This is a genomic window from Streptomyces sp. NPDC087300 (assembly GCF_044744425.1).
Lineage (GTDB): Bacteria > Actinomycetota > Actinomycetes > Streptomycetales > Streptomycetaceae > Streptomyces.
Genome location: NZ_JBIUYI010000006.1, coordinates 555014 through 578026, shown reverse-complemented (window position 1 = coordinate 578026; position 23013 = coordinate 555014). Strand labels below are relative to the sequence as shown.

The window sequence follows — 23013 nt, the reverse complement described above, 5'->3', positions numbered from 1 at the left end:
AGATGGCCTGAGCGAGTCGGCAAGCAGCGGTAACCAGGGAGGAAGCGTCGTCGTGAGCAGCAGGCCATCCCGAGGCGCTGCTCGCCTCGCAGCGATACTCGACGCGCTCCCGGACGCACTGGTCCTGGTGAACGCCAACGGCACCGTCGTGAACGCCAACGCGATCGCCCTTGAGGCGTTCGAGGCGCCCGGCACCGCGCTCGTGGGGCGCGGACTGCTCGATCTGCTGCCGGAGTTCGACTCCCGGCTCATCCCGGGCTCCATGCGGCGTCCCGACACCATCGACGAGCGCGGGCGCACCAAGCCGACGCGGATGACGGCGCGGCGCACCGACGGCGGCGAGTTCCCCGTCGAGGTCACGAGCTCCCCGCTGGAGGACGGCAGGGACGCGTACGACAGCCACGGCTACACCGGCGACGAACTCCTCATGCTGGTCGTCAGGGACCTTTCGGGCACCCTGGACACCGAGGCGGAGCTGGCCCGTTCGCAGCGGCAGACCGAGATGATCCTGCGCGCCGCGGCGGAGGGCGTCGTCGGCACGGACACCGAAGGACGGGTCGTCCTCGTCAATCCGGCCGCCGCCCAGATACTCGGCTTCCGCGCCAGCGACCTCGGCGGGCAGGAACTGCACTCCCTGGTCCTGCACTCGCGCGCCGACGGCGAGCCGTTCCCCTACGAGGAGTCCCCGCTCGCCGACACGCTGCGCTCCGGGCGCAAGCACCGGGTGCGCGGGCAGGTCCTGTGGTCCAAGAGCGGCGCCAAGGTGCCGGTCGACCTGACCACGTCGCCGGTGCGCGACGGGGACCAACTGGTCGGCGCGGTGATGACGTTCACCGACCGCAGGCCCTACGACGAGCTGGCCGGGAAGCACGAGGCCGCCCTCGCGCGGCACGCGGAGGAGCTCGCCGAGGCCGCCGAGCGGCGGGCCGCGGAGATCGCCGCCGCCGAGGAGCAGCGGGCCGAGGAGCTCGCCGCCGAACAGGAGCGGTACGCGGCGCTCGCCGAGCGCGAGAAGGACCGCTTCGAGGAGCTGGCCGAGCGCGAGACGACGCGGTACGAGGCGCTGGCGGCGCGGCACGAGCAGCTGCTCGCCGTCCTCGGCTCGTCCCTGCGCGGCCCCCTCGACGAGCTGCGCCGCGAACTCGCCGCGCTCGCCTCCGACGACGCGGGCCAGCTGTGGCCCGAGGCCAACCAGGTCCTGCACCACCTGTCGGCCGGCTACGCCCGGATGACGACGCTCGTCGACAACGTCCTCGGCTTCCAGCGGCTCGACGCGGGGGACGAGCAGCTCTCCCGTACGACGGTCATGCTCGACGCGGTCGTCGCGGCGGGCGTCGAGGGCGCGGTCGAGCTGATCGGTCCCGGCCGTGCGCAGTTCGCCGTGCACGCGCCGCCGATCGGGCTCGCGGTGGACGCCGAACGGCTCGCCACCGCCCTGGCGCACCTCGTCGCGGACGTCGCGGGCATCGACGCCACGGGCAACACCCGGCCGGGCATCGGCGCGGACGCCCCCGGCGGCTACGTCGACTCCACCATCGTGGTCGCCGCGGCCCAGCGCGGCGAGGTCGTCCGCATCGAGGTGCGCGGGCCCTACTCGGGCGGCGACCCGGTGCACGAGCCGATCGTCCGGGGCATCGTGCGGGCGCACGGCGGCGTGCTCCAGACGCACGAGGTGCCGGGCATGAGCGGCAGCGCGTACGTACTCGAAGTGCCGATCGGCGGGGCGGGGGGCGTGGCGCCCGGTGCTTCCGGTTCCGGTTCCAGTTCCGCTTCCGTTCCCGGCACGGGTCTGGCCGTTCCCGAGCAGGCGTCCGGTCCTGGCACGTCGGGCGGTGGGCGTCGGCGGGCCCGGCGGCCTTCCGTGGGCTCCTTCCTGGAGAGCGGTGCGGCGGGGGCCCCGGAGGCGGCGGGTGAGCCCGCGCCGACCGGGACGGACGGTCTCGGCACCCCAGGCAGCCCAGACGGTACGGACGGTGCAGGCGGTACGGGCGGTACGGGACGGCGCCGGGGACGGCGTGCGGCCGAGGCCGGCTCCCCGGAGACGCTCGGCGGTGCGCCGCACCCCGAGGCCGCGGGCGGTCCCGGCGGCCCGTCCGACGCCGCATCCGGTGACACCGCGGGAGGCGCCGGAGGTGCCTCGGGCGGTACGGGACGGCGGCGCGGGCGGCCCAGTCCCGCCGAGGGCGCCGTACTGACGGCCGCCGAACACGCCGCGGGCTCGGCCGCGTTGGGCGAGACGGTGCCGCCGCAGGGCGTGCCCGTACCCGCCGACGGTACGGGGCGTCGCGCGCGGCGGGCCGGCGAACAGCCCGCCCTGCCCGCACTGGCTTCCGGGCCCGCGCCTTCGGAGGCCGGGCAGTCCGGGGCCACGGGCGCCGCTTCCGGCTCTTCCGGCTCTTCCGGCACGGGTCGGCGCGCCCGGCGTGCGCTGGCCGCCGCCAAGGAGCGGGCCGCCGCGGAGGAGGCCAACAACGGCCGCGTCTTCGCGCTGCCGCCCGCCCCGGCCGACCGCGCCCCCGAGGAGCACCCGGCCGACCCGAACGACCCTCGCGACGCCACCGCGCACGCCTCGGCCCCGCACGGCCGTGCCGACGACCACACCCCGCCGCAGCCGCATCCGGCGCAGGCGCCGACCGGCCGTCGCCGCTCCCGCCAGCAGGCCGACGCCGACCCGGCGGACCAGAGCGCGCAGAACCCCTCGGTGCCGGGTGCGCGGACCTCGTCCGAGGGCGCGTCCGACGCCGATCCCGGACCGCTGCCCGCGCCGCAGCCGTGGCCCGAGAGCCCGACCCCGGCCGGTGGCGTCCCCTCCCAGGGCACCCCGCACTCCGCGGGCACCCCGGCCCCGGGCGTCCCGACGCCCGGCGGCGGCACGGCGCTGCCTCCCGAGCGCGGCGCGCAGGGCCAGCCACGGGCGGCCCAGCCGCTGCCCGCGGAGGCCGCGCCCGGTGACCCCAACTCGACGCAGGGGCGCGCGATCAGCGTGCGGACGCTCGGGCAGGGCGTGCCGTTCGGCCAGCAGATCTCGGAGCAGCAGCGTCGGCAGCAGGGCGGAGCGCAGGGCGGCCAGGCTCAGCAGGGCGCGGCCGCCGGGCCGCAGGGGCAGGCGGGTCAGCCGGGCCAGGCAGGCCAGCCGGGTCAGCAACAGCAGCCGCCTCGGAACCCGCGCATCCCGCAGTCGCCGCAGCCTCCGCTGCCGCCCAGGACCACGCAGCAGCCCGGCCAGCCCGGACAGCCCGAGCAGCCGGGTGCGCAGGACGAGTCCCCGGACAACACGGGCGCCTCGAACACCGCGGGCACCGCGGGCCCGATGCCGGGCGCCGTACCGCCTCCCGCCGCTTCCTCCTCGGGGACCCTCGGCGGGTCCGGGCGTCGGCGCAGGCTGGCCACGCCGCCCGAGCCCGCGGGTGACGAGCGTCCCGAGAGCGCGGCGCGGCCGCACCCGCAGTCGGCCGCGCCCGGACACCCCCAGTCGCGCATCGCGGCCGCCACCGAGGGCACCGGCAGGTCGTACGCGATCGGCGCCCCCGACGAGGACGCGGACGAGGGCCCCGAGCCGCTGGACGGCCCCGGCGGCGCCGTCGAGATCTCGAACCGGCCCCAGCCGCAGCCGATGGACGACGAGCTGCCGCCGGAGCCGCTGGACAACCCGCGCCGCCTCCTGGTGTGGCCCGCGCCCGACGCCACCACGCAGCAGGCGCTGAGCGACCGCGGCTACCGGCCGGTGATCGTGCACTCCCGCGAGGAGGTCGACGCGCAGATCGCGGCGTTCCCCGCGGCCCTCTTCGTGGACCCGCTGACCGGACCGATCACGCGGACGGCACTCCAGTCGCTGCGGCAGGCGGCCGTGGCCGCCGAGGTGCCCGTCCTGGTGACGGCGGGCCTGGGTCAGGCGACGCGCGAGGCGGCGTACGGCGCCGACCCCGCCGTGCTCCTGAAGGCCCTCGCGCCGCGCGACAGCGAGCAGCACCCGCCGCGCGTCCTGCTGATCGAGGAGCACGAGGAGATCGCGCTCGCGCTCACCGCCACGCTCGAACGGCGCGGCATGCAGGTCGCGCGGGCCGAGAGCGACGCGGACGCGGTGACCCTGGCGGCGCAGATGCGGCCGAACCTGGTGGTCATGGACCTGCTCCAGGTCCGTCGCCGCAGGGCGGGGATCATCGACTGGCTGCGCGCGAACGGGCAGTTGAACCGCACGCCGCTGGTCGTCTACACCGCCGCCGTCGACGAGAGCGAGCTGCCGCGCCTGGCGGCGGGGGAGACGGTCCTCTTCCTCGCGGAGCGCTCCACCAGCGGCGAGGTGCAGGGCCGGATCGTCGACCTGCTTGCGAAGATCGGCACGAACTGACGGACGGCCCGCGCGGGCGGGCCGTCCGAGCCGACGCCGTGACCGGCGCCGGAGCCGAAGCCGAAGCCGAAGCCGACGTCAGAGCTTCGTGACGTCCAGCTCCCCCTCGGCGTACTGCCTGCGCAGCACCTTCTTGTCGAACTTTCCGACGCTCGTCTTCGGTACGGCGGTGATGATCGCCCAGCGCTCGGGCAGCTGCCACTTGGCGACGCTGCCCGCGAGGAAGTCGCGCAGCGACGCGTAGTCGGCGGTGGCGTCCTCCCGCAGCACGACGGTGGCCAGCGGGCGTTCGCCCCACTTCTCGTCGGGTACGGCGACGACGGCCGCCTCGGCGACGTCCGGGTGGGACATCAGCGCGTTCTCCAGCTCGACCGAGGATATCCACTCACCGCCGGACTTGATGACGTCCTTCGCCCGGTCGGTGAGGGTCAGGAAGCCGTCGGCGGTGATCACGCCGACGTCGCCGGTCTTGAGCCAGCCGTCCTCGCTGAACTTGTCCTCCGGCTTGATGCTCTCGCCGCCCGCGCCGCCGTAGTAGGCGCCCGCGATCCAGGGGCCGCGCACCTCCAGCTCGCCCGCGGACTCGCCGTCCCAGGGCAGGATCTCGCCGCCGGGACCCACGAGGCGGCCCTCGACACCGGCGGGGAAACGGCCCTGCGTCAGCCGGTAGGCGAACTCCTCCTCGGTGCCGATGGCGTGGGCCGGCGGGCGCGAGACCGTGCCGAGCGGGGAGGTCTCCGTCATGCCCCAGGCGTGGCAGACGCGCATGCCGAGCTTGTCGAACGCGGCCATCAGGGCGGGCGGACAGGCCGAGCCGCCGATCGTGACCTGGCCCAGCGAGCTGACGTCACGCGGGTTCGCGGTGAGTTCGGCGAGCAGGCCCTGCCAGATGGTGGGCACGGCGGCCGCGTGCGTGGGCCGCTCCGCCTCGATCATCTCGGCGAGCGGCGCGGGCTGGAGGAAACGGTCCGGCATCAGCATGTTCACGCCGGTCATCAGCGTGGCGTGCGGCAGGCCCCAGGCGTTGACGTGGAACTGCGGTACGACGACGAGGCTCGTGTCCGCGTCCGTGAGACCCATCGACTGGGTCATGTTGACCTGCATGGAATGCAGGTAGATGGAGCGGTGGGAGTAGACGACGCCCTTGGGTTCTCCGGTGGTGCCCGAGGTGTAGCACATGGCGGCCGCGGTGCGTTCGTCGAGCTCGGGCCAGTCGTAGGCGGTGGGCTTCCCGGCGAGCAGCTCCTCGTACTCGTGCACCTGCGCGTGGCCGCCGGCCAGCGGCGAACGGTCACCGGCGCCCGAGACCACGATGTGCTCGACGCTCGTGAGCCGCGGGAGCAACGGCGCGATGAGCCCGATGAGGGAGCCGTTGACGATGATGACGCGGTCGGCGGCGTGCTGGACGATCCACGTCAGCTGGTCCGCGGGCAGCCGCAGATTGAGGGTGTGCAGAACGGCGCCCATGCACGGCACCGCGAAGTACGCCTCGACGTGCTCGGCGTTGTTCCACATGAAGGTGGCGACCCGCTCGTCGTCGGTGACGCCGAGGTCGTCGCGCAGGGCGTGGGCGAGCTGGGCCGTGCGTTCGCCCAGCTCACTGAAGGTGCGGCGCTGCGGGGTCGGTTCGCCGGTCCAGGTGATGACCTGTGAGGTCCCGTGCACGGTCGTCCCGTGCCGGAGGATCCGGGTGACGGTCAGCGGTACGTCCTGCATCGTGCTCAGCACGGCGTCCTCCTGGGGCGACATCGCCTGTGCGGCGGTCAAGGGTTGCGCTGATTCTGCGCGCATACCGCTTGGTATGTCACTACTCCAGGGGATGATCGATCATCGGCGGCGGATCTTTCGGGCGGGAACCGCTCAGCGGACCGGCGTGAGCTCCGGGTCCTCGCGGAGCTTGCCGAGCGCCCGCGACACCGCGCTCTTGACCGTGCCGACCGAGACCCCGAGCACCTCGGCCGTCTGGGCCTCGCTGAGGTCCTCGTAATACCTGAGGACGACCATCGCCCGCTGCCGCGTCGGCAACTTCATGATCGCGCGCCACATCGCGTCACGGAGCACCTGTTGGTCGGCCGGGTCCCCGGCCGGCACCACATCGGGCTCCGGCAGCTCGTCGCACGCGAACTCGTCGACCTTGCGCTTGCGCCACTGCGACGTACGCGTGTTCAACAACGCGCGGCGCACATAGCCGTCGAGGGCACGGTGGTCCTCGATCCGGTCCCACGCGACATACGTCTTCGTGAGCGCGGTCTGCAGCAGGTCCTCGGCATCGCTCGGGTTCGCGGTCAGCGAGCGGGCGGTGCGCAGCAGTACGGGCTGGCGGGCCCGGACGTAGGACGAGAACGACGGGTACGCCGAGGGCCCGGTGGCCCGCGCCGGACGCGTGCCCCGCGTCGCGGCCTTCGATGCGCTGGTGCACACGGACACCATGGATGCGGTCATGGCTCCACGCTAGAAGCGCCCCCTACTTCTCCGGATCGGCCGCAGGTCCCGAAGCGGTGTCCGCCTCAGGTTGTACGAACGGTGCTGGCTCCACCTCCTACAGGTGGAGGGGCGGAGCACATCCCTCAGGGGTCGCCCCCAGGACCCGCGCCGCCGTGGCGTCACCGGATGCGGGCCACCGGGGCGTGCACCAGGTTCCTGTCGATCACCAGGGTGCGCCCGCCGTGCCGCTCCTTCACGTTCCCCGCGTACTGGTGGATACGCCGGCCTGGGTGCCACGCCTGCCGTGCGAGCCCGCGCTCCGCGTACAGGTGGGGCCGGGTGTGCCAGCGCGCGAACCACATCACCGCCGGCAGGTCCCGCACGCCCGCCCGCCGCGCCAGCTCCATGTGCCGTACGCCGGAGTCGGCGCTGCTGTAGAACCCGGGGACGTACCCGTGCCTGCGCACTTCGCGGTCCCAGGCCCGGACGAAGGTGAGCGTGGTGTGCGCGCACGCCTTCTCACGGTAGGCGTACGCCTCCATGTCCAGGTAGAGCGGGCTGCGCCGCTTCATGCCGAGCGCCTTCGCCCTGCGTACCGCGTCATGCCCCTCCTGCCTCCCCTGCCTCCGGGGGTTCTTCCCGATGCGTACGTCCTTCTTGTTCTTCGCGACCACACACGGCGACTGCGACCCGACATACACCGGCAGCACCCGCCAGCCCAGCCGGTGCACCCCGCGCATCCAGGCCCGGTCCAGGTTCGGCTGCCGCTTGCAGGCCCGGCCGCGGCCCCCGTAATAGATCCCGACCGCCCGGTACTTGGAGTGCCGCCAGCGCTTCATGGTGCCGAGCGGCTGGGCCAGGCAGGTGTCGAAGGCCCAGCCGCGGAACGTCGACACCCGGGCGGCCGCCCCGGCCGCCCCGGGTGGTCCGGCTGGTCCGGCTGGTCCGGCTGGTCCGATCGCTCCCGCGGGTCCGGTCGCGGCGCGTGAGGGGGTCACGGCCGGGTCGAGGGTCAGGGTGGTCACCGCCGCGAGGGCGAGGGCCAATCCGATGATGATCTTTCGGAGACGCATAGGGCGAGTGAACGGGCCCGGGTCCGCGCCGGGCCCGGGACACGCGCCGCGTTCAGCCGTCCGACCCCAGAATCAGCCCCGATGTGGGGACGCCCGTGCCCGCGGTGACCAGCGCCCGGGAGGCGCCGGGTATCTGGTTCACCGAGGTCCCGCGCAGCTGCCGGACGGCCTCCGCCATGCCGTTCATCCCGTGCAGATACGCCTCCCCGAGCTGTCCGCCGTGCGTGTTCAGCGGCAGCCGCTCCTCGGCGACGAAGTCCGGTGCCTCACCGGGACCGCAGAACCCGAACTCCTCCAGCTGCATCAGCACGAACGGGGTGAAGTGGTCGTAGAGGATGCCCACGTCGATGTCCGCCGGGGCGAGCCCGGAGGTCCGCCACAGCTGCCGGGCCACCACGCTCATCTCGGGCAGCCCGCTGAGGTCGTCCCGGTAGAAGCTGGTCATCTGCTCCTGCGCCCGGCCCGCGCCCTGCGCCGCCGCCGTGATCACCGCGGGGGCGTGCGGGAGGTCGCGGGCCCGCTCGGCGCTGGTGACGACGATCGCCTGGCCGCCGTCCGTCTCCTGGCAGCAGTCCAGGAGCCGCAGCGGTTCGACGATCCAGCGCGATGCCGCGTGGTCCGCGAGCGTGATCGGCTTGCCGTGGAAGTAGGCCGCCGGGTTCGTCGCCGCGTACTTCCGGTCCGTGACCGCTACATGGCCGAAGGCATCGGGCGTCAGGCCGTACGCGTGGAGGTAGCGCTGGGCGGCCATCGCCACCCAGGAGGCGGGGGTGAGCAGCCCGAACGGCAGGTTCCAGCCGAGCGCGGCGCCCTCCACGGACGGCTCGCGCCGCTGCACTCCCGAGCCGAATCTGCGCCCGGAGCGCTCGTTGAACGCGCGGTAGCAGACGACGACTTCGGCGACTCCGGACGCCACGGCGAGCGCCGCCTGCTGGACGGTGGCGCAGGCCGCGCCGCCCCCGTAGTGGACCCGGGAGAAGAAGGACAGCTCGCCCATGCCGGCCGCCTGCGCGACCGTGATCTCCGGGTTGGTGTCCATGGTGAAGGTGACCATGCCGTCGACGTCGGCGGGGGTGAGCCCGGCGTCGTCGAGCGCGGTGTGCACGGCCTCCACGGCGAGCTTGAGCTCGCTGCGGCCCGAGTCCTTGGAGAACTCCGTCGCCCCGATGCCGACGATCGCTGCGCGCCCGCCCAGGCTGTCGCGCGTCCGGACACTCATGCGGCGCCTCCCTCGGGGACGGTCACCGTCACGGTGCCGGTGACGTGCTTGCCGATGCCGTTGGCCCCGACGATCGCGACCGTGGCCGTGGCCGTCCGCCCGTCGGGAGCGGCGTCGACCTGCTCGACGGCACCGGTCAGCACCATGGTGTCCCCCGGGTAGTTGGGCGCCCCGAGGCGGATGGCCACCTTGCGCAGGACGGCGGTGGGGCCGAAGTGGTCGGTCACGTACCGGCCGACCAGGCCGTTCGTGGTGAGGATGTTCATGAAGATGTCGGGGGAGCCCTTGGACTTGGCCAGCTCCACGTCGTGGTGCACGTCCTGGTAGTCACGGGACGCGACGGCCCCCGAGACGATCAGGGTGCGGGTGATCGGAATCTCCAGCGGCGGCAGCGCGTCACCGGCCCTCATACCGTCCCCTCCTTCTCGTTCAGCTCTTCCTGTGAGTCCAGCTCTGCCTGCGGATTCATCCCTTCCTGCGGATTCAGCCCTTCCCGCGGGTTCAGCTCTCCGCGCGGCTCCTCCCCCTTCGCGGCGTCCCCGGCGAGCAACGCACCCAGCTCCTCCAGGACTTCGCTCCCGCACCCCAGATATGCGTCCAGCTGGCGCCCCCACAGGAAGTGCCGGTGCACCGGGTGGTCGAGGTCGGCTCCCATGCCGCCGTGCAGATGCTGGCCCGCGTGCACGACGCGCTTGCCCGCCTCCGACGCCCACCAGGCGGCGGTCAGCGCGTGTGTCGCGTACGCCAGGCCCGCGTCGCGGCGCCAGGCCGCCTCGTAGGCCGTGACCCGTATCGCCTCGGTGTCCATGTACGCGTCGGCGGCGCGGAGTTGGACCCCTTGCTTGGCGGCCAGGGGGCGGCCGAACTGCTCCCGCTCGTTGGTGTGGGCCACGGCTCGGGCCACCGATCCCGCGCATACCCCGGCCTGTAGCCCGGCGAAGGCGGTGCGCGCCGTCGCCCGTACGTCCTCGTACGCCGTCGCTCCACCGATCCGCTCCCCCTCGGCCCCGTCGAGGACGAGCCGCCCTGCCGACCAGGGCGCGGTCAGCTCGACCGGCGCCACGCCCGCGTCGGCCGTCCGCACCAGCCAGAGACTCTCGTCGGCCACCGCCACCAGGACGTGCGTGGCGTCCCGCAGCCAGGGCACCCACGCCACCGTGCCGCTCAGCGCCCCCGACGCGTCCACGGTCACCGAACTCCGGGCGGGCAGGGCCCCGGTGGCGACCGATGTGCCGTCGCGCAGCGCGGGCAGCAGCCGGGCGCGCTGCTCGTCCGTGCCGTGCGCGGCGACCGCGAGCAAGCCGAAGACGCAGCTCGCCGCGAACGGCACCTGCGCCGTCACCCTGCCCTGTTCCTCCAGGAGCAGCACGAGCCCGAGCAGTCCGACGTCCGCCACCGCGCCGGGCAGCCCCGCCGCGCACAGCGCCTTCCACAGCTCGGCGTCCGACCCGGTGCCCGCCGCCGCGAGCCGCTCGGGCGTGGCCAGGTCGCCGAAGATCTCCGCGGCCAGGTCGCGCGCGGCCGCCTGCTCCTCCGTGGGCGTGAAGTCCATGTCAGTCCTCGCCCTCTGCCGCGCCGTCCAGGGGACGGAACATCGGCAGCTCCAACTCCGGGTCCACGCGCTGGAATTCGAGCCGCACCGGCATCCCGATGCGTACCTTGTCGTACGGCACCCCGATCACGTTGCTCACGATGCGCACGCCCTCCGCCAGCTCGATGAGCCCGACGGCGTAGGGCGGGTCGAAGGCGGGGAAGGGCGGGTGGTGCATCACGACGTACGAGTAGACGGTGCCCTCGCCGCTCGCCTCGACCGTGTCCCATGCGGCGGAGCCGCAGGCGTTGCACCCCGGGAGCCAGGGGAAGCGCAGCGTGGCGCAGTCGCCGCAGCGCTGGATCAGGAGGCGGTGGTCGGCGACGCCGTCCCAGAATCCCGCGTTGTCCCTGTTCACGACGGGGCGGGGGCGCTTGCCCGCGGGTTTCCGCCGCGCGGGCGCGTACTTGAGGATCCGGAAGCGGTGGGTCCCCGCGAGCTCGCCGCCGGCCCTGACGTCCATCCGCGTGGTGATGAAGTGGCCCGTGCCGAGCTTGGTCGTCTTGCGCTCGGAGACCGATTCGATCACCGCGTCGAAGGTGATCTCGTCGCCAGGACGCAGCGGCAGCAGATACTCCTGCTCGCAGTCGGTGGCCACCACCGAGGTGTACCCCCCGCCGTCGAGCAGCGCGAACAGCTCGTCGTGGGCCACGAACCGCCCGCCGTTCGCCGAAAGGCCGCCCATCGTCCAGGCCTGGAGCATCGTCGGCGGCGCCACCGCGTCGGCGCCCGTGTACGCGGGATGGGTGTCGCCCATCGCCTCGCACCAGTGCCTGATCATCGGGCGGTTGACCGGGTCCTTGCCGTGCCCCGTCTCCTCCGCGGCCCTGCCCTCGAAGGCCTTCAACTCCTCGTACGCGATGTCCTTCACCGACGCCCCCTCCGCATGCCGAGCCGCATCGTCGCGACGATCTCGCGCTGCACCTCGCTCACCCCGCCCCCGAACGTGTTGATCTGCGCGGCCCTGTTCATCCGCTCCAGATCCCCGCCCCCGAGATCACCCGGCGAACCGGCCCTGACGAGCCCCGGCTCCCCCGCGATCTCCTGACATATTCGGTACACCTCCACCGCCGATTCGGTTCCCACGAACTTCACGCCGCTGGCATCGCCAGGCGCCAGTCGACCGGCCCCCACATCGCCCACCAGACGCCAGTTGAGCAGGCGCGTCGCCGCCAGGAGGGCATGTGCCTCGGCCAGCCTGGAGCGCACCCACGGGGCGTCAATCCGGCGCTCGCCCGTCACCGGATCGGGGGTACGGGCCGAGGCCAGTGCCGCCGCGTAGAAGTCCTCGGCCTGCATGCCGATCGCGGCCAGCGCCACCCGCTCGTGGTTGAGCTGGTTGGTGATGAGGCCCCAGCCGCCGTTCTCCTCGCCGACGAGGTTGCCGGCCGGGACCCGGATCCCGTCGTAGTACGTCGCCGTCGTCGTCAGGCCGCCGACGGTCTCGATCGGGGTCCAGGAGAAACCGGGGGCGCCGGTGGGGACGAGGATGATCGAGATGCCCCGGTGCTTGGGGGCGTCGGGGTCGGTGCGGCAGGCCAGCCAGATCCAGTCGGCGTTCTGCGCGTTGGAGGTGAAGATCTTCTGCCCGTCGATCAGCCAGTCGTCGCCGTCGCGGACCGCGCGGGTCCGCAGCGAGGCCAGGTCGGTGCCCGCCGACGGCTCGCTGTAGCCGATCGCGAAGACGGTGTCCCCGCTGAGGATGCGCGGCAGGAAGGCGGCCTTCTGCTCCTCGGTGCCGTACTTCATGAGGGTCGGCCCGACGGTGTTCAGGGTGACCATCGACACGGGCGCGCCCGCGCGGTACGCCTCGTCGAAGAAGACGAACTGCTCGTCGGCGCCGCGCCCTTGGCCGCCGTACTCGACGGGCCAGCCGATCCCGAGCATGCCGTCGGCGCCGATCCTCCGCAGCAGCCTGCGCTGCCCTGTCACGTCGGCGCTGTCGGGCGGGCCCGCGGGCATCACGTCCCGGAAGTACGCGCGCAGTCGGGCGCGCAGGCGCTGTTGGCTTTCGGTGGGGGCGAGGTGCACGGGGCGGCCTCTCCGTCTCGTACCGACAGGTTTTTCTGACTGTCCGTCAGAAACCTTGCTGGTGTCAAGAGATCACCCCACGCCACGGAGCCGCCCTTCAGACACCGAACCCCGCCAGGTCACGGACGGCCCGTACGGCGGTCCGAACCCCCACAGCACGCGAACAAGCCTGCGCGGCGGCACCGAAGTACCGCCGCACAGGCCTGTCACACCCCACAGAGTCAGCCCCGGGGAGCCGTCCCAAGCTCCCGGAGGCCGCGTCGGCTCACCAGAGCTCGGTGAAGTTCACCGCGATGTTCTCGTTCGACTGGTCGATCGCGGTGAAGCCGGAGCCGTTCACCTGGGCGTTGTTGTTCTGGTTCGAGGCGCCGTTGCCGACGGCCTGCTGCTGCGTGGTGTTCGAGTTGCCGTGGTTGTTGCCGCCGACACCGCTGCCGTTGACCGTCGCCACACCCGCGTTCGATCCGTTGTCCGCGAAAGAGCCGTTGTCGGCCATCGCGACGCCCGAGAAGAGCGCGGCGGCCAGGGGCAGGGCCGCGGCAGCGGCGATGACGCGGGCGGTACGGATGCTTGCCATGTCAATTCCTCCAGAACAGGAGGTACGCACCGGCGGACCGGGAGTACCCAGAAGTACGGCTTTTCCCAAGGCAGTTGGCCGACGGCCTTGGTGTGCTGCACGACGTCGCGAATCCAGAGTTGCCCACCGAATCCCCGGCGAACCACCCCGGATGGACCAATTCCCCCTCAAGCGTGAGGACAAGTCGATAAACATGCTTCGCGCCCCCAAAGGACCAGATCAGCCCCGTTCGTCCCGGGCCAAACCCGGCGGAACCCGGGCGCCCCAAGAGGCGAAGCGTTCCGGCAGTGCGGCGTGGCGCGGCCCGCACGGACCCGGAAACCGGACCCGCAGCGTCCACCCCGGGCGCGCCCCTCTTCCTTTCTTCGAACATCTGTACGAAACTGAAGTCATGGCCACCATCGACCGCCATGTCACCGCCCTCGCACTCGCCCACGCCCTGTCCGCCGCCGAGCGCGGCCTCGCGGTGATCCCGCTGTCCCGCGCCAAGCTCCCCGCCCTGCGCTCCCCCCACCACGAAGATTCGCCGCCCGCCCCCTGCCACGGCGAATGCGGCCGGCTCGGCCACGGCGTGTACGACGCGTCGACCGACCCCCGGCGCATCCGCGCACTCTTCGCCGCGGCCCCCTGGGCCACCGGGTACGGCATCGCCTGCGGCCTGCCACCGCACCACTTGATCGGCATCGACCTGGACACCAAGTCGGGCGCCGACGCCTCCGCCGCCCTGCGGGAACTGGCGCTGCGGCACCTCTTCACGATCCCCGACACCGTCGTCGTGACCACGCCGAGCGGCGGGCGGCACATCTGGCTGGCGGGGCCGCCCCATGCCGTGATCCCCAACTCGGCGGGCCGTCTCGCCCCCGGCATCGACATCCGGGGCGCGGGCGGCTATCTCGTCGGCCCCGGCTCCCGCACCGAGTACGGCGTCTACGGCACCGTCCCCGGCACGGCCCAACTGCCGCCCGCCCCCTGCCCGCCGGCCCTCCTCCGCCTGCTCACACCGGCACCACGCGCCCAGCACGTCACACCCGTGCCTGCCGACCGGCCGCCGGTCCAACAGGGCCACGGACTCGTCCAGTTCGTGCTCGCGGCGCACGAGGGGCAGCGCAACACCCGCCTCTTCTGGGCCGCTTGCCGCGCCTACGAGAACGGCATCGGGGAAACCCTGGCGCCCCAGCTCACGGACGCCGCCGTGCACGTCGGCCTCACCGACCGCGAGGCCCGCTCGACGATCGCCTCGGCGGCGCGGCTGACCGGGCACGCGTGACGCGCGCGCGTGGCGGGCGGGTATCGGGGGGCGGGTGCAGAGGGGAGCGGGCGAAGCGGGGTGGGCCCGCGCCGAATCGCTCAGTCGCCCGGCGTCGGCGTAGGAGTCGGCGCAGGTGTCGGCGTCGGCGCGGGGGAACCGGAAGAACGCGGTCAGCGCGCTGCCCGCCCCTGCCATGCGCAGGGCCACGTCCGCCGCCCCGACCTGACGGGCCCTCACCTCGGCGGTCACGACGGGGTCAAGACCTTCGACGTTGGCCCCGCTCGGGCCGCTCGGGCCCTTCGGGACGGCTGACATGGCGAAGCCGTCCGCCTGGATCCCCCGTGGCGGACGGCTCGCGTCGAGTTGTTCAGAGGTCAAGACCGGCGGCGGCGACGTAAGCGTCCTGGGCCGCTGGACGACACCGACCAGAAGTCGGCGACGGGATTCGAACCCGCGTTGCTCTCTTGACAGGAGAAGTAGCCGCAGCCTGCGCACCTGAACGAGATCCACCGTAGGGGTGGGGCTCCCGGTGGTGCACGCGAATTTCCCGCGCACACGTAGCGGGCTGTGAGCCTGGTGGTCCACACCAGCGCCGCTGGAGCAAGATGCGCCCCCTGCTCATCGGTGACGACCGCACAGGCCGCGACTGCCGAGCCGCTGTCCGCCGCGCAGGGCACGGCATCGCTGTCCCCTTCCGGAAGAAGACTGGCCCCGCTCCGGAACAGTCACCGCCACTGGCCCGAACTCGCTTGGCGAAGAGCCGTGTTCGGTGGGTGCCGGGCCGGTGCTCGGTGAGGCATGCTGGGAGTGCGCATCCGGAGCGGTGCGGAGGGAGGCCCGGTGATAGGCCGTGGAATTCTCCTGGGCAGTCACGCTGCCGCGTGAACAGATCAGTGTGCTGCCGGCCGGGCGGCTGGCCGGTGCCGTAGTCCTCGCCCTGGGCGTCGGCCCCTCGGCCGCGGAGACCATGCGGGAGAACGTGCTGGCCGGGGGCGGCTATCTGGTCATGCACAGCGACGCCCCTGGTCTTCACCGCACCCCAGAGGGCTCACCACCATGGGTGGGGCAAGCACCGTCATCCCCCGGCCGCCACACCGGGAACGCATCCCAGTGCGCCACACGGGCGGAGCACCCCATGCCTGACCAACCGGACACCCACGCCCACGAGGACAGCGGCAGCTTCCCGGCCGACCTCTTGGCCCAACGCCTGAACATGATCTCCGACTTCGTCGACCAGGCGTGCACCGACTTCCAGCTCCATCCCGAGCAGTCCCGGCGGATGCTGCTGGTGTTCACCGCCGTACTCGGCGGTCTCACCCAGGACTTGCAGTCCATCCTCACTCCGGAACTCGACGAGAGGGCCCGGCAGCAGATCGAGGCCGCCGCGCAGGCCGAGAGCATCGACCTCGGCGAACACGACCGGGACAGCTCGGTCCGTCTCCTCGCCGGCATCTGGGGCACCGGCGCCACCGAAGGCGTCACCGCGCAGAACTGGCAGGCCATCTCCCCCGGCCTGGCCGCGGCGTGCCTCCAGGTCGCCCGCCTCACCGGCAGGTACGCCCAGTGGAACCACACCGCGCGCTGACACCGTCCCGCTCGCGTCCAAGTCGGCCGCGGTTGCCCACCGCCTGGCACCGTCAGCAGTCCTCCTCGTCAATCGCCCGCTCCGCGGCACGAAGTGCGGCCGCCATCTCGCGGATCAGCTCGGCTCGGCGCCGGTACTCCGAAGCCTGCTGCGAGCACTCCGGGGCGTGCCACTCGTACTCATCGGCCAATGCATCCTGCGTCGAGGCCAGAACGCGCGCCAGCTGCAGGAACTGTTGCCGCAGACGGAGTTCCCTACCTTCCAACACCTCTTGCCGGTCCGGCCCCCCGAAGGCCTGCCGCGCTGCGGAGATGCGCATCTCCCGCTCGATGGTGCTCTGTTCCCGTTCATCACGGGCGTCCGCGCGCCACAACGCCGCCTCGCTGCGTTTCAGCCGTTGTTCGCTGGACTTGACCAATCCGCGGGCCCTGATCAGGGTCTCGTGCGCGCGCTGTTGAAGAGTCTCCCTACTCGCACTCGGTTCCGGGCCGTCCAACCGGGCTTCCCGCATCTCAAGCTTCTCTTCCCGCTCGTCGGCGGCCTTCTCCCGCTCGTCGGCGGCGCCTTCCCGCACGTCAGCGATACGATCCCGCTCGTCTGCGGCGTGGTCGCGCCGGTCGGCGGCCTCGGCCCCTTCTCGAAGCCGCTGCCCAGCCCGGCGAATTCCCTCGGTGGAGTCGCGCGCTTCGTCCGAGCGGTCATTCCCCATACCGCCAGTATGGAGAGGCGAGCACCGCGTCGTACTCGTTCACTCAGCCGCTCCGGTCCGGCCTCAAGGGGTCTGGCTCGCCGCTGCCCCGGGCCGCACGCCCCAGTCGCGCCGAACCTGAGGGTGATCGCGCTCCCCGACGCACGAAAAAGGGTGCCCCTCAACGAGAGACACCCTTCTGACCAGCGCTCAAGCTGATCTGCACGCGGTGGGTGTGGGATTTGAACCCACGGTGACTCGCGCCACGACGGTTTTCAAGACCGTTCCCTTAGGCCGCTCGGGCAACCCACCCCACGCCGTCCGCCGGAGATCCGGGGCGGCGCGGGGACAAGACTAGCGGGTCGGTCGGCCGGTCAGCTGTCGCCCTTGCGCTGGCCCAGGGTGACGTCGACGGTGTGCTCCTTGCCGTCGCGCTCGTAGGTGAGCTTGACCTTGTCGCCGGGCTTGTGGGTCCAGATCTGGCCGATCAGGGTCGGGCCGCTGTCGACCACCGTGTCGTCCAGCTTGGTGATGACGTCGCCGGGCTTGAGGCCCGCCTTGTCCGCGGGGCCGTTCGGCGTGATCGCGGCCGCGCCGTTCGTACCGTCCTGGGGGATCGTCGCGCCGTTCGTGCCGTCCTGCTGGAGGGCGACCGAGGCGCCGATCACCGGGTAGACCGGCTTGCCCGTCTTGATCAGCTGCTGCGCGACGTTCTTCGCCTGGTTCACCGGGATCGCGAAGCCGAGGCCGATGGAGCCCGACTGGCCGGAGCCGCCGAGTCCGCCGCCGCTGTCGGCGGGCTTGATCGCGGAGTTGATGCCGATGACCGCGCCGCGCCCGTCCAGGAGCGGTCCTCCGGAGTTGCCCGGGTTGATGGACGCGTCGGTCTGCAGGGCGCTCATGTACGAGCTCTTGCCGCTCTGCCCGCCGTCGCTCGACGTCACCGGGCGGTTCTTGGCGCTGACGATGCCCGTGGTCACGGTGTTCGACAGGCCGAAGGGGGCGCCGATCGCGATCGTCGAGTCGCCGACGGCCACCCGGTCGGAGTTGCCCAGCTGCAACGGCTTGAGGCCGCTGGGGGCGTTCTTGAGCTTGATGACCGCCACGTCGTAGCCCTCGGCCCTGCCGACGACCTCCGCCGCGTACTTCTTGCCGTTCGAGAACGTCGCCTGGAGCTTGCCGCCCTCGGCCGCCGATGCCACCACGTGGTTGTTGGTGAGGATGTGGCCCTGGGTGTCGTAGACGAAGCCGGTGCCCGTGCCGCCCTCGCCGCCGCCGCTCTGCGCCTCGATGGTGACGACGCTGGGCAGCGCCTTGTTCGCGATGCCCGCGACCGAACCGGGCTCGCGCTTGAGGTCGGAGGGCGTGTCCGACGCGGAGACCGTGGTCGAACCCGTGTCGTTGTCGTTGCGCTCCGCCGCCCAGTAGCCGATGCCACCGCCGACGCCGCCCGCGATCAGCGCGGCCGCGAGCACCGCGGCGACGAGTCCGCCGCGCCGGCCGCCCGGCTTCGGCTCCTCGGGGTGGTACGTGGCGCCCCAGCCTGAGCCGGATCCGCCCCCCGTCGCGTACGACGGCATGGCGGGCGGCTGCGGGGGCGGCCAGCTCCCCGCACCGGCGGCGGGCGCGGCGTGCGCCGGAGCGCCCTCGTGGTGTGCGGCGGCGGCCGGCGGGGCGGGGTGCGCCCCCGTGGCCGGGGGCGCCGCGGGAGCCGCGGGCACCTCCCTGGCCGCGTCCCCCGCCGGTGCCGCGTACGGATCCCGCGCGGGGGCGGCGTACGGGTCGCCCGGGGGAGCGGACTCGGCGGAAGCAGCAGCGGGAGTGTCCACCGGCACGGGAGGCGCGGACGGGGCCGGAGGTACCGCGTTGCCCTCGTTGCCCTCGTTCTCGGTGCTCACAGCTCTTCTCCTCGGTCCATGCTGTCGTTGCTGTCGTTCTCGGTCACGGCCTGGCTGTGCCAACGGTGCATCTGTCTGCAGTCAGCTTTTCCCATGGGCTGTCAGGGCACCATAAGCCGATCCTGTGTGTCCGGCGTCCCGGGACGCCCCCCTCGGGCGAGCCCCCGGGCACCGCGTGATGGCACGATGACGCGGTGACCCTCGCACGACAGCACCAGATCCAGGTCGTCGCCCACCGCGGAGCCTCCGAGGACGCTCCCGAACACACGCTGGCCGCGTACAAGAAGGCCGTCGAGGACGGCGCCGACGCGCTCGAATGCGATGTCCGGCTCACCGCGGACGGCCATCTCGTCTGCGTCCACGACCGGCGCGTCAACCGTACGTCGAACGGCCGTGGAGCCGTCTCGGCCCTCGAACTCGCCGAGCTCGCCGCGCTGGACTTCGGCTCCTGGAAGAAGGACCACGACGAGGCCGCGGAGGGGGAGGGGCCGGACTGGGACGGTTCGGCGGGTGACGAGGTGACGTCCGTCCTCACTCTGGAGCGGCTCCTTGAGCTGGTGGCCGAAAGTAATGCGTCGGGCCGCCGCGTCCAGCTCGCCATCGAGACCAAACACCCCACCCGCTGGGCGGGCCAGGTGGAGGAGCGCCTGCTGCTGCTCCTCAAGCGCTTCGGCCTGGACACGCCGCCCGCCGAAGGGCCCTCGCCGGTACGTGTCATGAGCTTCTCGGCGCGTTCCCTGCACCGCGTGCGGGCCGCCTCGCCGACCCTGCCGACCGTCTTCCTCATGCAGTTCGTGCTGCCCCGCCACCGGGACGGGCGGCTGCCGGAGGGCGTGGGAATCGCGGGTCCCGGCATGCGGATCCTGCGCAGCCACCCCGCCTACGTGGCCAAGCTGAAGCGCGCGGGCCACCAGGTGCACGTCTGGACCGTGAACGAGCCCGAGGACGTCGAGCTCTGCGCCGAACTGGGTGTCGACGCGATCATCACCAACCGCCCCAAGCAGGTCCTGTCCCAGCTGTCCCGGCTAGGCCACCGCTAACTTCCGTTACAGGGAGTGCACCGGCGCGTTCGGTCCGTATTCGATCGTTGCGAGTGCGTCACCGCACGTGGGTTGGCCGGTTTCCGGTCCAGTCCAATGGGGCATTCACACCGTGGCGTGGGGCGAAGGAGGTCTCGGGGGTGGCGTTGGTGGTGGCACGGGAGGTGCCCACGTCGTCGAGCATGGCCGTACCCCATGGCCCTGCGGGCGTGGGGGAAGCAAGACACCGGATGCGTGATCAATTGCGCGTACGCGGGGTCTCGGAGACGGTCATCGACGATGCCGTACTGATTCTGTCGGAGCTGCTCAGCAATGCCTGCCGGCACGGCAGGCCGCTGGGCCGGGGAATGGTGGGCGACGGCGACGTGCGCGCGGCCTGGCACGTCGACACGACGGGCCGGCTCACGGTCGAGGTGACGGACGGCGGCGGCCCGACCCGCCCGGTCCCGGCGACCCCGTCCGTGACCGCGCACGGCGGCCGCGGGCTCAACATCATCACGGCGCTGGCCGAGGCCTGGGGCGTGCGCGACGACGTGCACGGCGAGGTCACGGTGTGGGTGGTCGTGCACGCGGGGCACCGCCACGAGGACTTCGCTACGCGCGTCGCGGCCCCCTCGGCCGCCGCGCTGCCCGAGCTCGCCTTCGCGGACCCCTTCGACGACTTGGACTGAATCCCGGCGGCTCCGTCACCAGCGGCTAGGCTCGCGGCCGTACGCATGAGACACGCAAGAGAGCCGTAGCCGGGAGACACCCAAGATGGCCAAGAAGCGCCCCCAGCCCAAGGGCAAGCAGCAGTCGCAGGTCAAGGGCGGTGCCCGTGCAGCGGGTAGCGACGAGAACTACCCCGTGGTCGGCGCCCGCGAGCCCTGCCCGTGCGGTTCGGGCCGCCGCTACAAGGCCTGTCACGGCCGGGCCGCCGCGCACGCGGTGACCGAGCTGGTGCAGCGCCCCTTCGAGAACCTGCCCGGCGAGTGCGACTGGGTCGCGCTGCGCGAGCTGGTGCCCGCGGCCACGGTCGAGCTGCACCTCAAGGACGGGCTCCCGGAGGGCGTGCCCTCGGTGTCCCTGGCGACGGTCCTGCCGATGGCCTGGCCCGCGCTGCGCCGTGACGACGGCTCGGTGCTGCTCGGCCTCCAGAACGACACCTCGTCCGGCGACATCAGCCGCGACCTGGCCGACACCCTGCAGCGCGCCCTGGAGGCCGCACCGGGCTCGCCGGTGCAGGCCCGCCGCGCGCCGGCCGAAGGACCGCGACTCCAGGACGTGCTGGACCCCGAGGGCGCCTTCGAGCCCGTCGTGCACCCGGGCTTCGAGTTCTGGGTGCCGGACTCGGAGAACGCGTCGGCGGAGGTCTCCGCCTCCCTGGAGCGGGCGAACGCCGCGGCCATCCCGACCGTGAAGCTCACCGGCGTGGACGCCGCCTACTGGTGCGAGACGCCGGAGAAGAACCACCTGCGCTGGGTCATGCCGCACCCCGAGGAGCAGCTCCTCGACGCCCTCGCGCGGCTGCACGCGGCGGGCACCTCCAGCCTGGGCGAGGGGACCCGCCTGGTCGGCTCCTTCCGCGCGCACGGCCTGACCGTGCCGGTGTGGGACCTGCCGAGCGGAGTCGGCGCCGACGACATCGAGAAGCCCGCCGCGGAGTTCGCCGAGCGGCTCGCCGCGGCACTCGCCGCCGACGCCCCGCTGACGCCCGAGGAGCGCCGCGCGCGCGGCGGCCTCACCAACCGCCAGGTGACACTCAGCTGACCCGTGGGGCGCCGGGGACGCCCGCCCGCTGCTGACCCACCAGTCAGTCGGTGTGGAACGCGTGACTCCTGTCACAACTCCCCGTAGCAGCAGGTGAATCCCTGTCCGGATAACTGAGATCGAATTTGCCAGGAGCCGATCTCTTGTTACCGTTCAGGTAGCCCGGTTGCTGGTGCATCCCCCGTCGCCAGCAACCGGGTCCTTCCATGTCCGGGACCGGTTCAGGGCTCAACTGCTCTGTGGAGCCGCCGAGTTGCTGCCCGCGCGCAGCAGCAGCGAGCCCTCGTCCCCCGCCGCGTACTCCGCCACCGCCGAGTACTCCGCGGCCGCTCCCGCCGACCGCTCGCGCGGTGTCTCGCACGCTCCCGGTTCGTCCTCGGAACCCACCGCACAGTGCATCTGTACGGTGCGTCCCGCCGGACCCATCACCGTGAGAACCGCCGCCAACCGCTCTCCGGTGGCGTTGCGGTAATAGGTACGCGCCCAGGTGTCGCGGCCCTGTCTGAGGACACACGTCTGGGCCTCCACGCCGTCCGGCGAGGAGAGTTCGGGGCCGCAGCGGGCGGCCGTGGCGACGCCGAGTCCGGCGAGCAGCGAGCGTTCGGGGCGAGCCGAGGGCGAGGGTTCCGCGGGCGCCGAGGGGGCGGGTGAGGGGGAGGAAGGGGGCGACTTCGCGTCACCGTCGCCCACCGGCCCCGCGGCGGCACCGGCGAGCGGCAGGATCACCGTGGCGGCCACGACGCCCAGGAGCACCATGAGGCGGGGTTGCATGGCCCGAAGATAACGACAGTTGGCGCGCGGCCCGTCCGCCGCGCGCCCATTTCCCCTACATCTCGGGCGCGCTCACACCCGTACGAGTGAGGACGTCGACGACGGCGTCGACCACCGCTTCGACGTCGGGGACCCAGGGGGCCGCCGATCCTGGCAGCGGGGCGCGCTCCCAGTGGACCTGTCCCTGACCGGTGCCGGAGGGGGGCAGCGCGAGATAGCCGCCCTCGCCGTGAAAGCGCAAGGAGCCCGGCACCCAGTCCTTGGCGTACAGCAGTTCGCCCAACTGGGCCATGGAGTAGGGGGCCACGAGGAGGTGGACGCGGGATTCGGTGGCGACCACGGGGCCGAGCCTGATGCCCGCGTCGTCGAGTGCGGCGAGGGCGCGCAGGCCGGCGTCGGCGGGCAGGCTGACGGCGCAGGGCGCGCTGCCGCCGGTGGCGAGCACGACGGGGGCGCCGGGCCGGTTGGTCCACCACCAGCGCACCATCCGCTCGTCGGTGGTGGCGGCGAGGAGGCCGGGGTCGAGGGGGTGCGCGCCGGGCACCACGCAGTCCGGGTCGGGGCAGGCGCACCGCGTGCCGTCGCGTCGGTCGAGTCCGACGCCCGGCAGTACGGGCCACCGCCATGCGGTCGCGAAGGTCAGGGCCGCGCCGAGTTGTCCGGCGCTACGGCCGGGCTTCCTTCCCGTTCGCCAGGACAGGAGCCTGCGTCGCCTTCCGAGGATCTCGCGCATGAGCGCTCGTTCCTTTCCGTTGCACGCCGGCGTTTAC

At 72.8% G+C, this 23013-nt stretch carries 19 protein-coding genes and 1 tRNA gene; 6 read left to right on the top strand and 14 right to left on the bottom strand.

Going from position 1 to position 23013, the window contains the following annotated elements; genetic code table 11:
• Positions 1-52: 52 nt before the first annotated feature.
• A complete protein-coding gene (locus ACIO9J_RS27615; RefSeq protein WP_402005023.1) occupies positions 53-4348 on the top strand; it encodes a PAS domain-containing protein in 4296 nt (1431 codons plus the stop codon).
• Between the two features lie 78 nt (positions 4349-4426).
• Here ACIO9J_RS27615 and ACIO9J_RS27610 read toward each other — a convergent pair whose 3' ends face one another.
• From ACIO9J_RS27610 to ACIO9J_RS27570, 9 genes are all read right to left on the bottom strand, one after another.
• Complete coding sequence (locus ACIO9J_RS27610) at positions 4427-6076, bottom strand: long-chain fatty acid--CoA ligase (protein ID WP_402005430.1); 1650 nt, start codon at positions 6074-6076, stop codon at positions 4427-4429.
• Between the two features lie 132 nt (positions 6077-6208).
• Positions 6209-6790 carry a SigE family RNA polymerase sigma factor gene (locus tag ACIO9J_RS27605; RefSeq protein WP_402005020.1) on the bottom strand — a complete coding sequence of 194 codons (582 nt, stop codon included), beginning with the start codon at positions 6788-6790 and terminating at the stop codon, positions 6209-6211.
• A 161-nt stretch (positions 6791-6951) separates the two neighbouring features.
• On the bottom strand, positions 6952-7845 hold the full coding sequence (locus ACIO9J_RS27600) for a DUF1906 domain-containing protein (protein WP_402005017.1): 894 nt from the start codon (positions 7843-7845) through the stop codon (positions 6952-6954).
• A 52-nt stretch (positions 7846-7897) separates the two neighbouring features.
• Positions 7898-9064, bottom strand: a complete 1167-nt coding sequence (locus ACIO9J_RS27595; protein ID WP_402005014.1) for a lipid-transfer protein — start codon at positions 9062-9064, stop codon at positions 7898-7900.
• Entirely contained in the window at positions 9061-9474 is a 414-nt protein-coding gene (locus ACIO9J_RS27590) for a MaoC family dehydratase (RefSeq protein ID WP_402005011.1), read from the bottom strand. The genes ACIO9J_RS27595 and ACIO9J_RS27590 overlap by 4 nt, the downstream gene beginning before the upstream one ends.
• The gene (locus ACIO9J_RS27585) at positions 9471-10616 is read right to left on the bottom strand and encodes an acyl-CoA dehydrogenase family protein (protein WP_402005008.1); all 1146 of its coding nucleotides are present in this window, start codon (positions 10614-10616) and stop codon (positions 9471-9473) included. The genes ACIO9J_RS27590 and ACIO9J_RS27585 overlap by 4 nt, the downstream gene beginning before the upstream one ends.
• A gap of 1 nt (position 10617) precedes the next feature.
• Positions 10618-11526, bottom strand: a complete 909-nt coding sequence (locus ACIO9J_RS27580; RefSeq protein ID WP_402005005.1) for a bifunctional MaoC family dehydratase N-terminal/OB-fold nucleic acid binding domain-containing protein — start codon at positions 11524-11526, stop codon at positions 10618-10620.
• On the bottom strand, positions 11523-12686 hold the full coding sequence (locus ACIO9J_RS27575) for an acyl-CoA dehydrogenase family protein (RefSeq protein ID WP_402005002.1): 1164 nt from the start codon (positions 12684-12686) through the stop codon (positions 11523-11525). The genes ACIO9J_RS27580 and ACIO9J_RS27575 overlap by 4 nt, the downstream gene beginning before the upstream one ends.
• 265 nt (positions 12687-12951) lie before the next feature.
• Positions 12952-13263 carry a hypothetical protein gene (locus tag ACIO9J_RS27570; RefSeq protein ID WP_098243546.1) on the bottom strand — a complete coding sequence of 104 codons (312 nt, stop codon included), beginning with the start codon at positions 13261-13263 and terminating at the stop codon, positions 12952-12954.
• 391 nt (positions 13264-13654) lie between these two features.
• Here ACIO9J_RS27570 and ACIO9J_RS27565 point away from each other — a divergent pair, with 391 nt between their 5' ends.
• Positions 13655-14530, top strand: coding sequence for a bifunctional DNA primase/polymerase (locus ACIO9J_RS27565; RefSeq protein ID WP_402004998.1), 876 nt, complete (start codon positions 13655-13657; stop codon positions 14528-14530).
• 1117 nt (positions 14531-15647) lie between these two features.
• The gene (locus tag ACIO9J_RS27560; RefSeq protein ID WP_402004995.1) at positions 15648-16097 is read left to right on the top strand and encodes a hypothetical protein; all 450 of its coding nucleotides are present in this window, start codon (positions 15648-15650) and stop codon (positions 16095-16097) included.
• A gap of 52 nt (positions 16098-16149) precedes the next feature.
• On the opposite strand, the gene ACIO9J_RS27555 is transcribed toward ACIO9J_RS27560, so the two are convergent.
• From ACIO9J_RS27555 to ACIO9J_RS27545, 3 genes are all read right to left on the bottom strand, one after another.
• Complete coding sequence (locus tag ACIO9J_RS27555) at positions 16150-16806, bottom strand: hypothetical protein (protein ID WP_402004992.1); 657 nt, start codon at positions 16804-16806, stop codon at positions 16150-16152.
• Positions 16807-17012: 206 nt separating this feature from the next.
• Positions 17013-17097: transfer RNA gene (locus tag ACIO9J_RS27550), tRNA-Ser, on the bottom strand.
• Positions 17098-17159: 62 nt separating this feature from the next.
• Entirely contained in the window at positions 17160-18683 is a 1524-nt protein-coding gene (locus tag ACIO9J_RS27545; protein WP_402004989.1) for a S1C family serine protease, read from the bottom strand.
• Between the two features lie 194 nt (positions 18684-18877).
• Between ACIO9J_RS27545 and ACIO9J_RS27540 the strand changes: the two genes are divergently transcribed.
• From ACIO9J_RS27540 to ACIO9J_RS27530, 3 genes are all read left to right on the top strand, one after another.
• Positions 18878-19723 carry a glycerophosphodiester phosphodiesterase gene (locus tag ACIO9J_RS27540; RefSeq protein WP_402004986.1) on the top strand — a complete coding sequence of 282 codons (846 nt, stop codon included), beginning with the start codon at positions 18878-18880 and terminating at the stop codon, positions 19721-19723.
• 53 nt (positions 19724-19776) lie between these two features.
• Entirely contained in the window at positions 19777-20394 is a 618-nt protein-coding gene (locus ACIO9J_RS27535) for an ATP-binding protein (protein ID WP_402004983.1), read from the top strand.
• 85 nt (positions 20395-20479) lie between these two features.
• Positions 20480-21472, top strand: coding sequence for a DUF5926 family protein (locus tag ACIO9J_RS27530; RefSeq protein ID WP_402004980.1), 993 nt, complete (start codon positions 20480-20482; stop codon positions 21470-21472).
• A gap of 228 nt (positions 21473-21700) precedes the next feature.
• Here the strand turns inward: ACIO9J_RS27530 and ACIO9J_RS27525 are convergent, their stop codons facing one another.
• Both ACIO9J_RS27525 and ACIO9J_RS27520 read right to left on the bottom strand, forming a co-directional pair.
• Positions 21701-22243 carry a hypothetical protein gene (locus tag ACIO9J_RS27525; RefSeq protein ID WP_402004977.1) on the bottom strand — a complete coding sequence of 181 codons (543 nt, stop codon included), beginning with the start codon at positions 22241-22243 and terminating at the stop codon, positions 21701-21703.
• A gap of 55 nt (positions 22244-22298) precedes the next feature.
• Complete coding sequence (locus ACIO9J_RS27520) at positions 22299-22976, bottom strand: bifunctional DNA primase/polymerase (RefSeq protein ID WP_402004974.1); 678 nt, start codon at positions 22974-22976, stop codon at positions 22299-22301.
• Between the last annotated feature and the right edge of the window lie 37 nt (positions 22977-23013).

Bases quoted from the DNA above. Each gene is read 5' to 3' on its own strand.
- ACIO9J_RS27605 (WP_402005020.1), bottom strand. From the start codon at position 6,790: ATGACCGCATCCATGGTGTCCGTGTGCACCAGCGCATCGAAGGCCGCG.
- ACIO9J_RS27600 (WP_402005017.1), bottom strand. From the start codon at position 7,845: ATGCGTCTCCGAAAGATCATCATCGGATTGGCCCTCGCCCTCGCGGCG.
- ACIO9J_RS27595 (WP_402005014.1), bottom strand. From the start codon at position 9,064: ATGAGTGTCCGGACGCGCGACAGCCTGGGCGGGCGCGCAGCGATCGTC.
- ACIO9J_RS27590 (WP_402005011.1), bottom strand. From the start codon at position 9,474: ATGAGGGCCGGTGACGCGCTGCCGCCGCTGGAGATTCCGATCACCCGC.
- ACIO9J_RS27585 (WP_402005008.1), bottom strand. From the start codon at position 10,616: ATGGACTTCACGCCCACGGAGGAGCAGGCGGCCGCGCGCGACCTGGCC.
- ACIO9J_RS27570 (WP_098243546.1), bottom strand. From the start codon at position 13,263: ATGGCAAGCATCCGTACCGCCCGCGTCATCGCCGCTGCCGCGGCCCTG.
- ACIO9J_RS27565 (WP_402004998.1), top strand. From the start codon at position 13,655: ATGGCCACCATCGACCGCCATGTCACCGCCCTCGCACTCGCCCACGCC.
- ACIO9J_RS27560 (WP_402004995.1), top strand. From the start codon at position 15,648: ATGCCTGACCAACCGGACACCCACGCCCACGAGGACAGCGGCAGCTTC.
- ACIO9J_RS27555 (WP_402004992.1), bottom strand. From the start codon at position 16,806: ATGGGGAATGACCGCTCGGACGAAGCGCGCGACTCCACCGAGGGAATT.
- ACIO9J_RS27530 (WP_402004980.1), top strand. From the start codon at position 20,480: ATGGCCAAGAAGCGCCCCCAGCCCAAGGGCAAGCAGCAGTCGCAGGTC.
- ACIO9J_RS27525 (WP_402004977.1), bottom strand. From the start codon at position 22,243: ATGCAACCCCGCCTCATGGTGCTCCTGGGCGTCGTGGCCGCCACGGTG.
- ACIO9J_RS27520 (WP_402004974.1), bottom strand. From the start codon at position 22,976: ATGCGCGAGATCCTCGGAAGGCGACGCAGGCTCCTGTCCTGGCGAACG.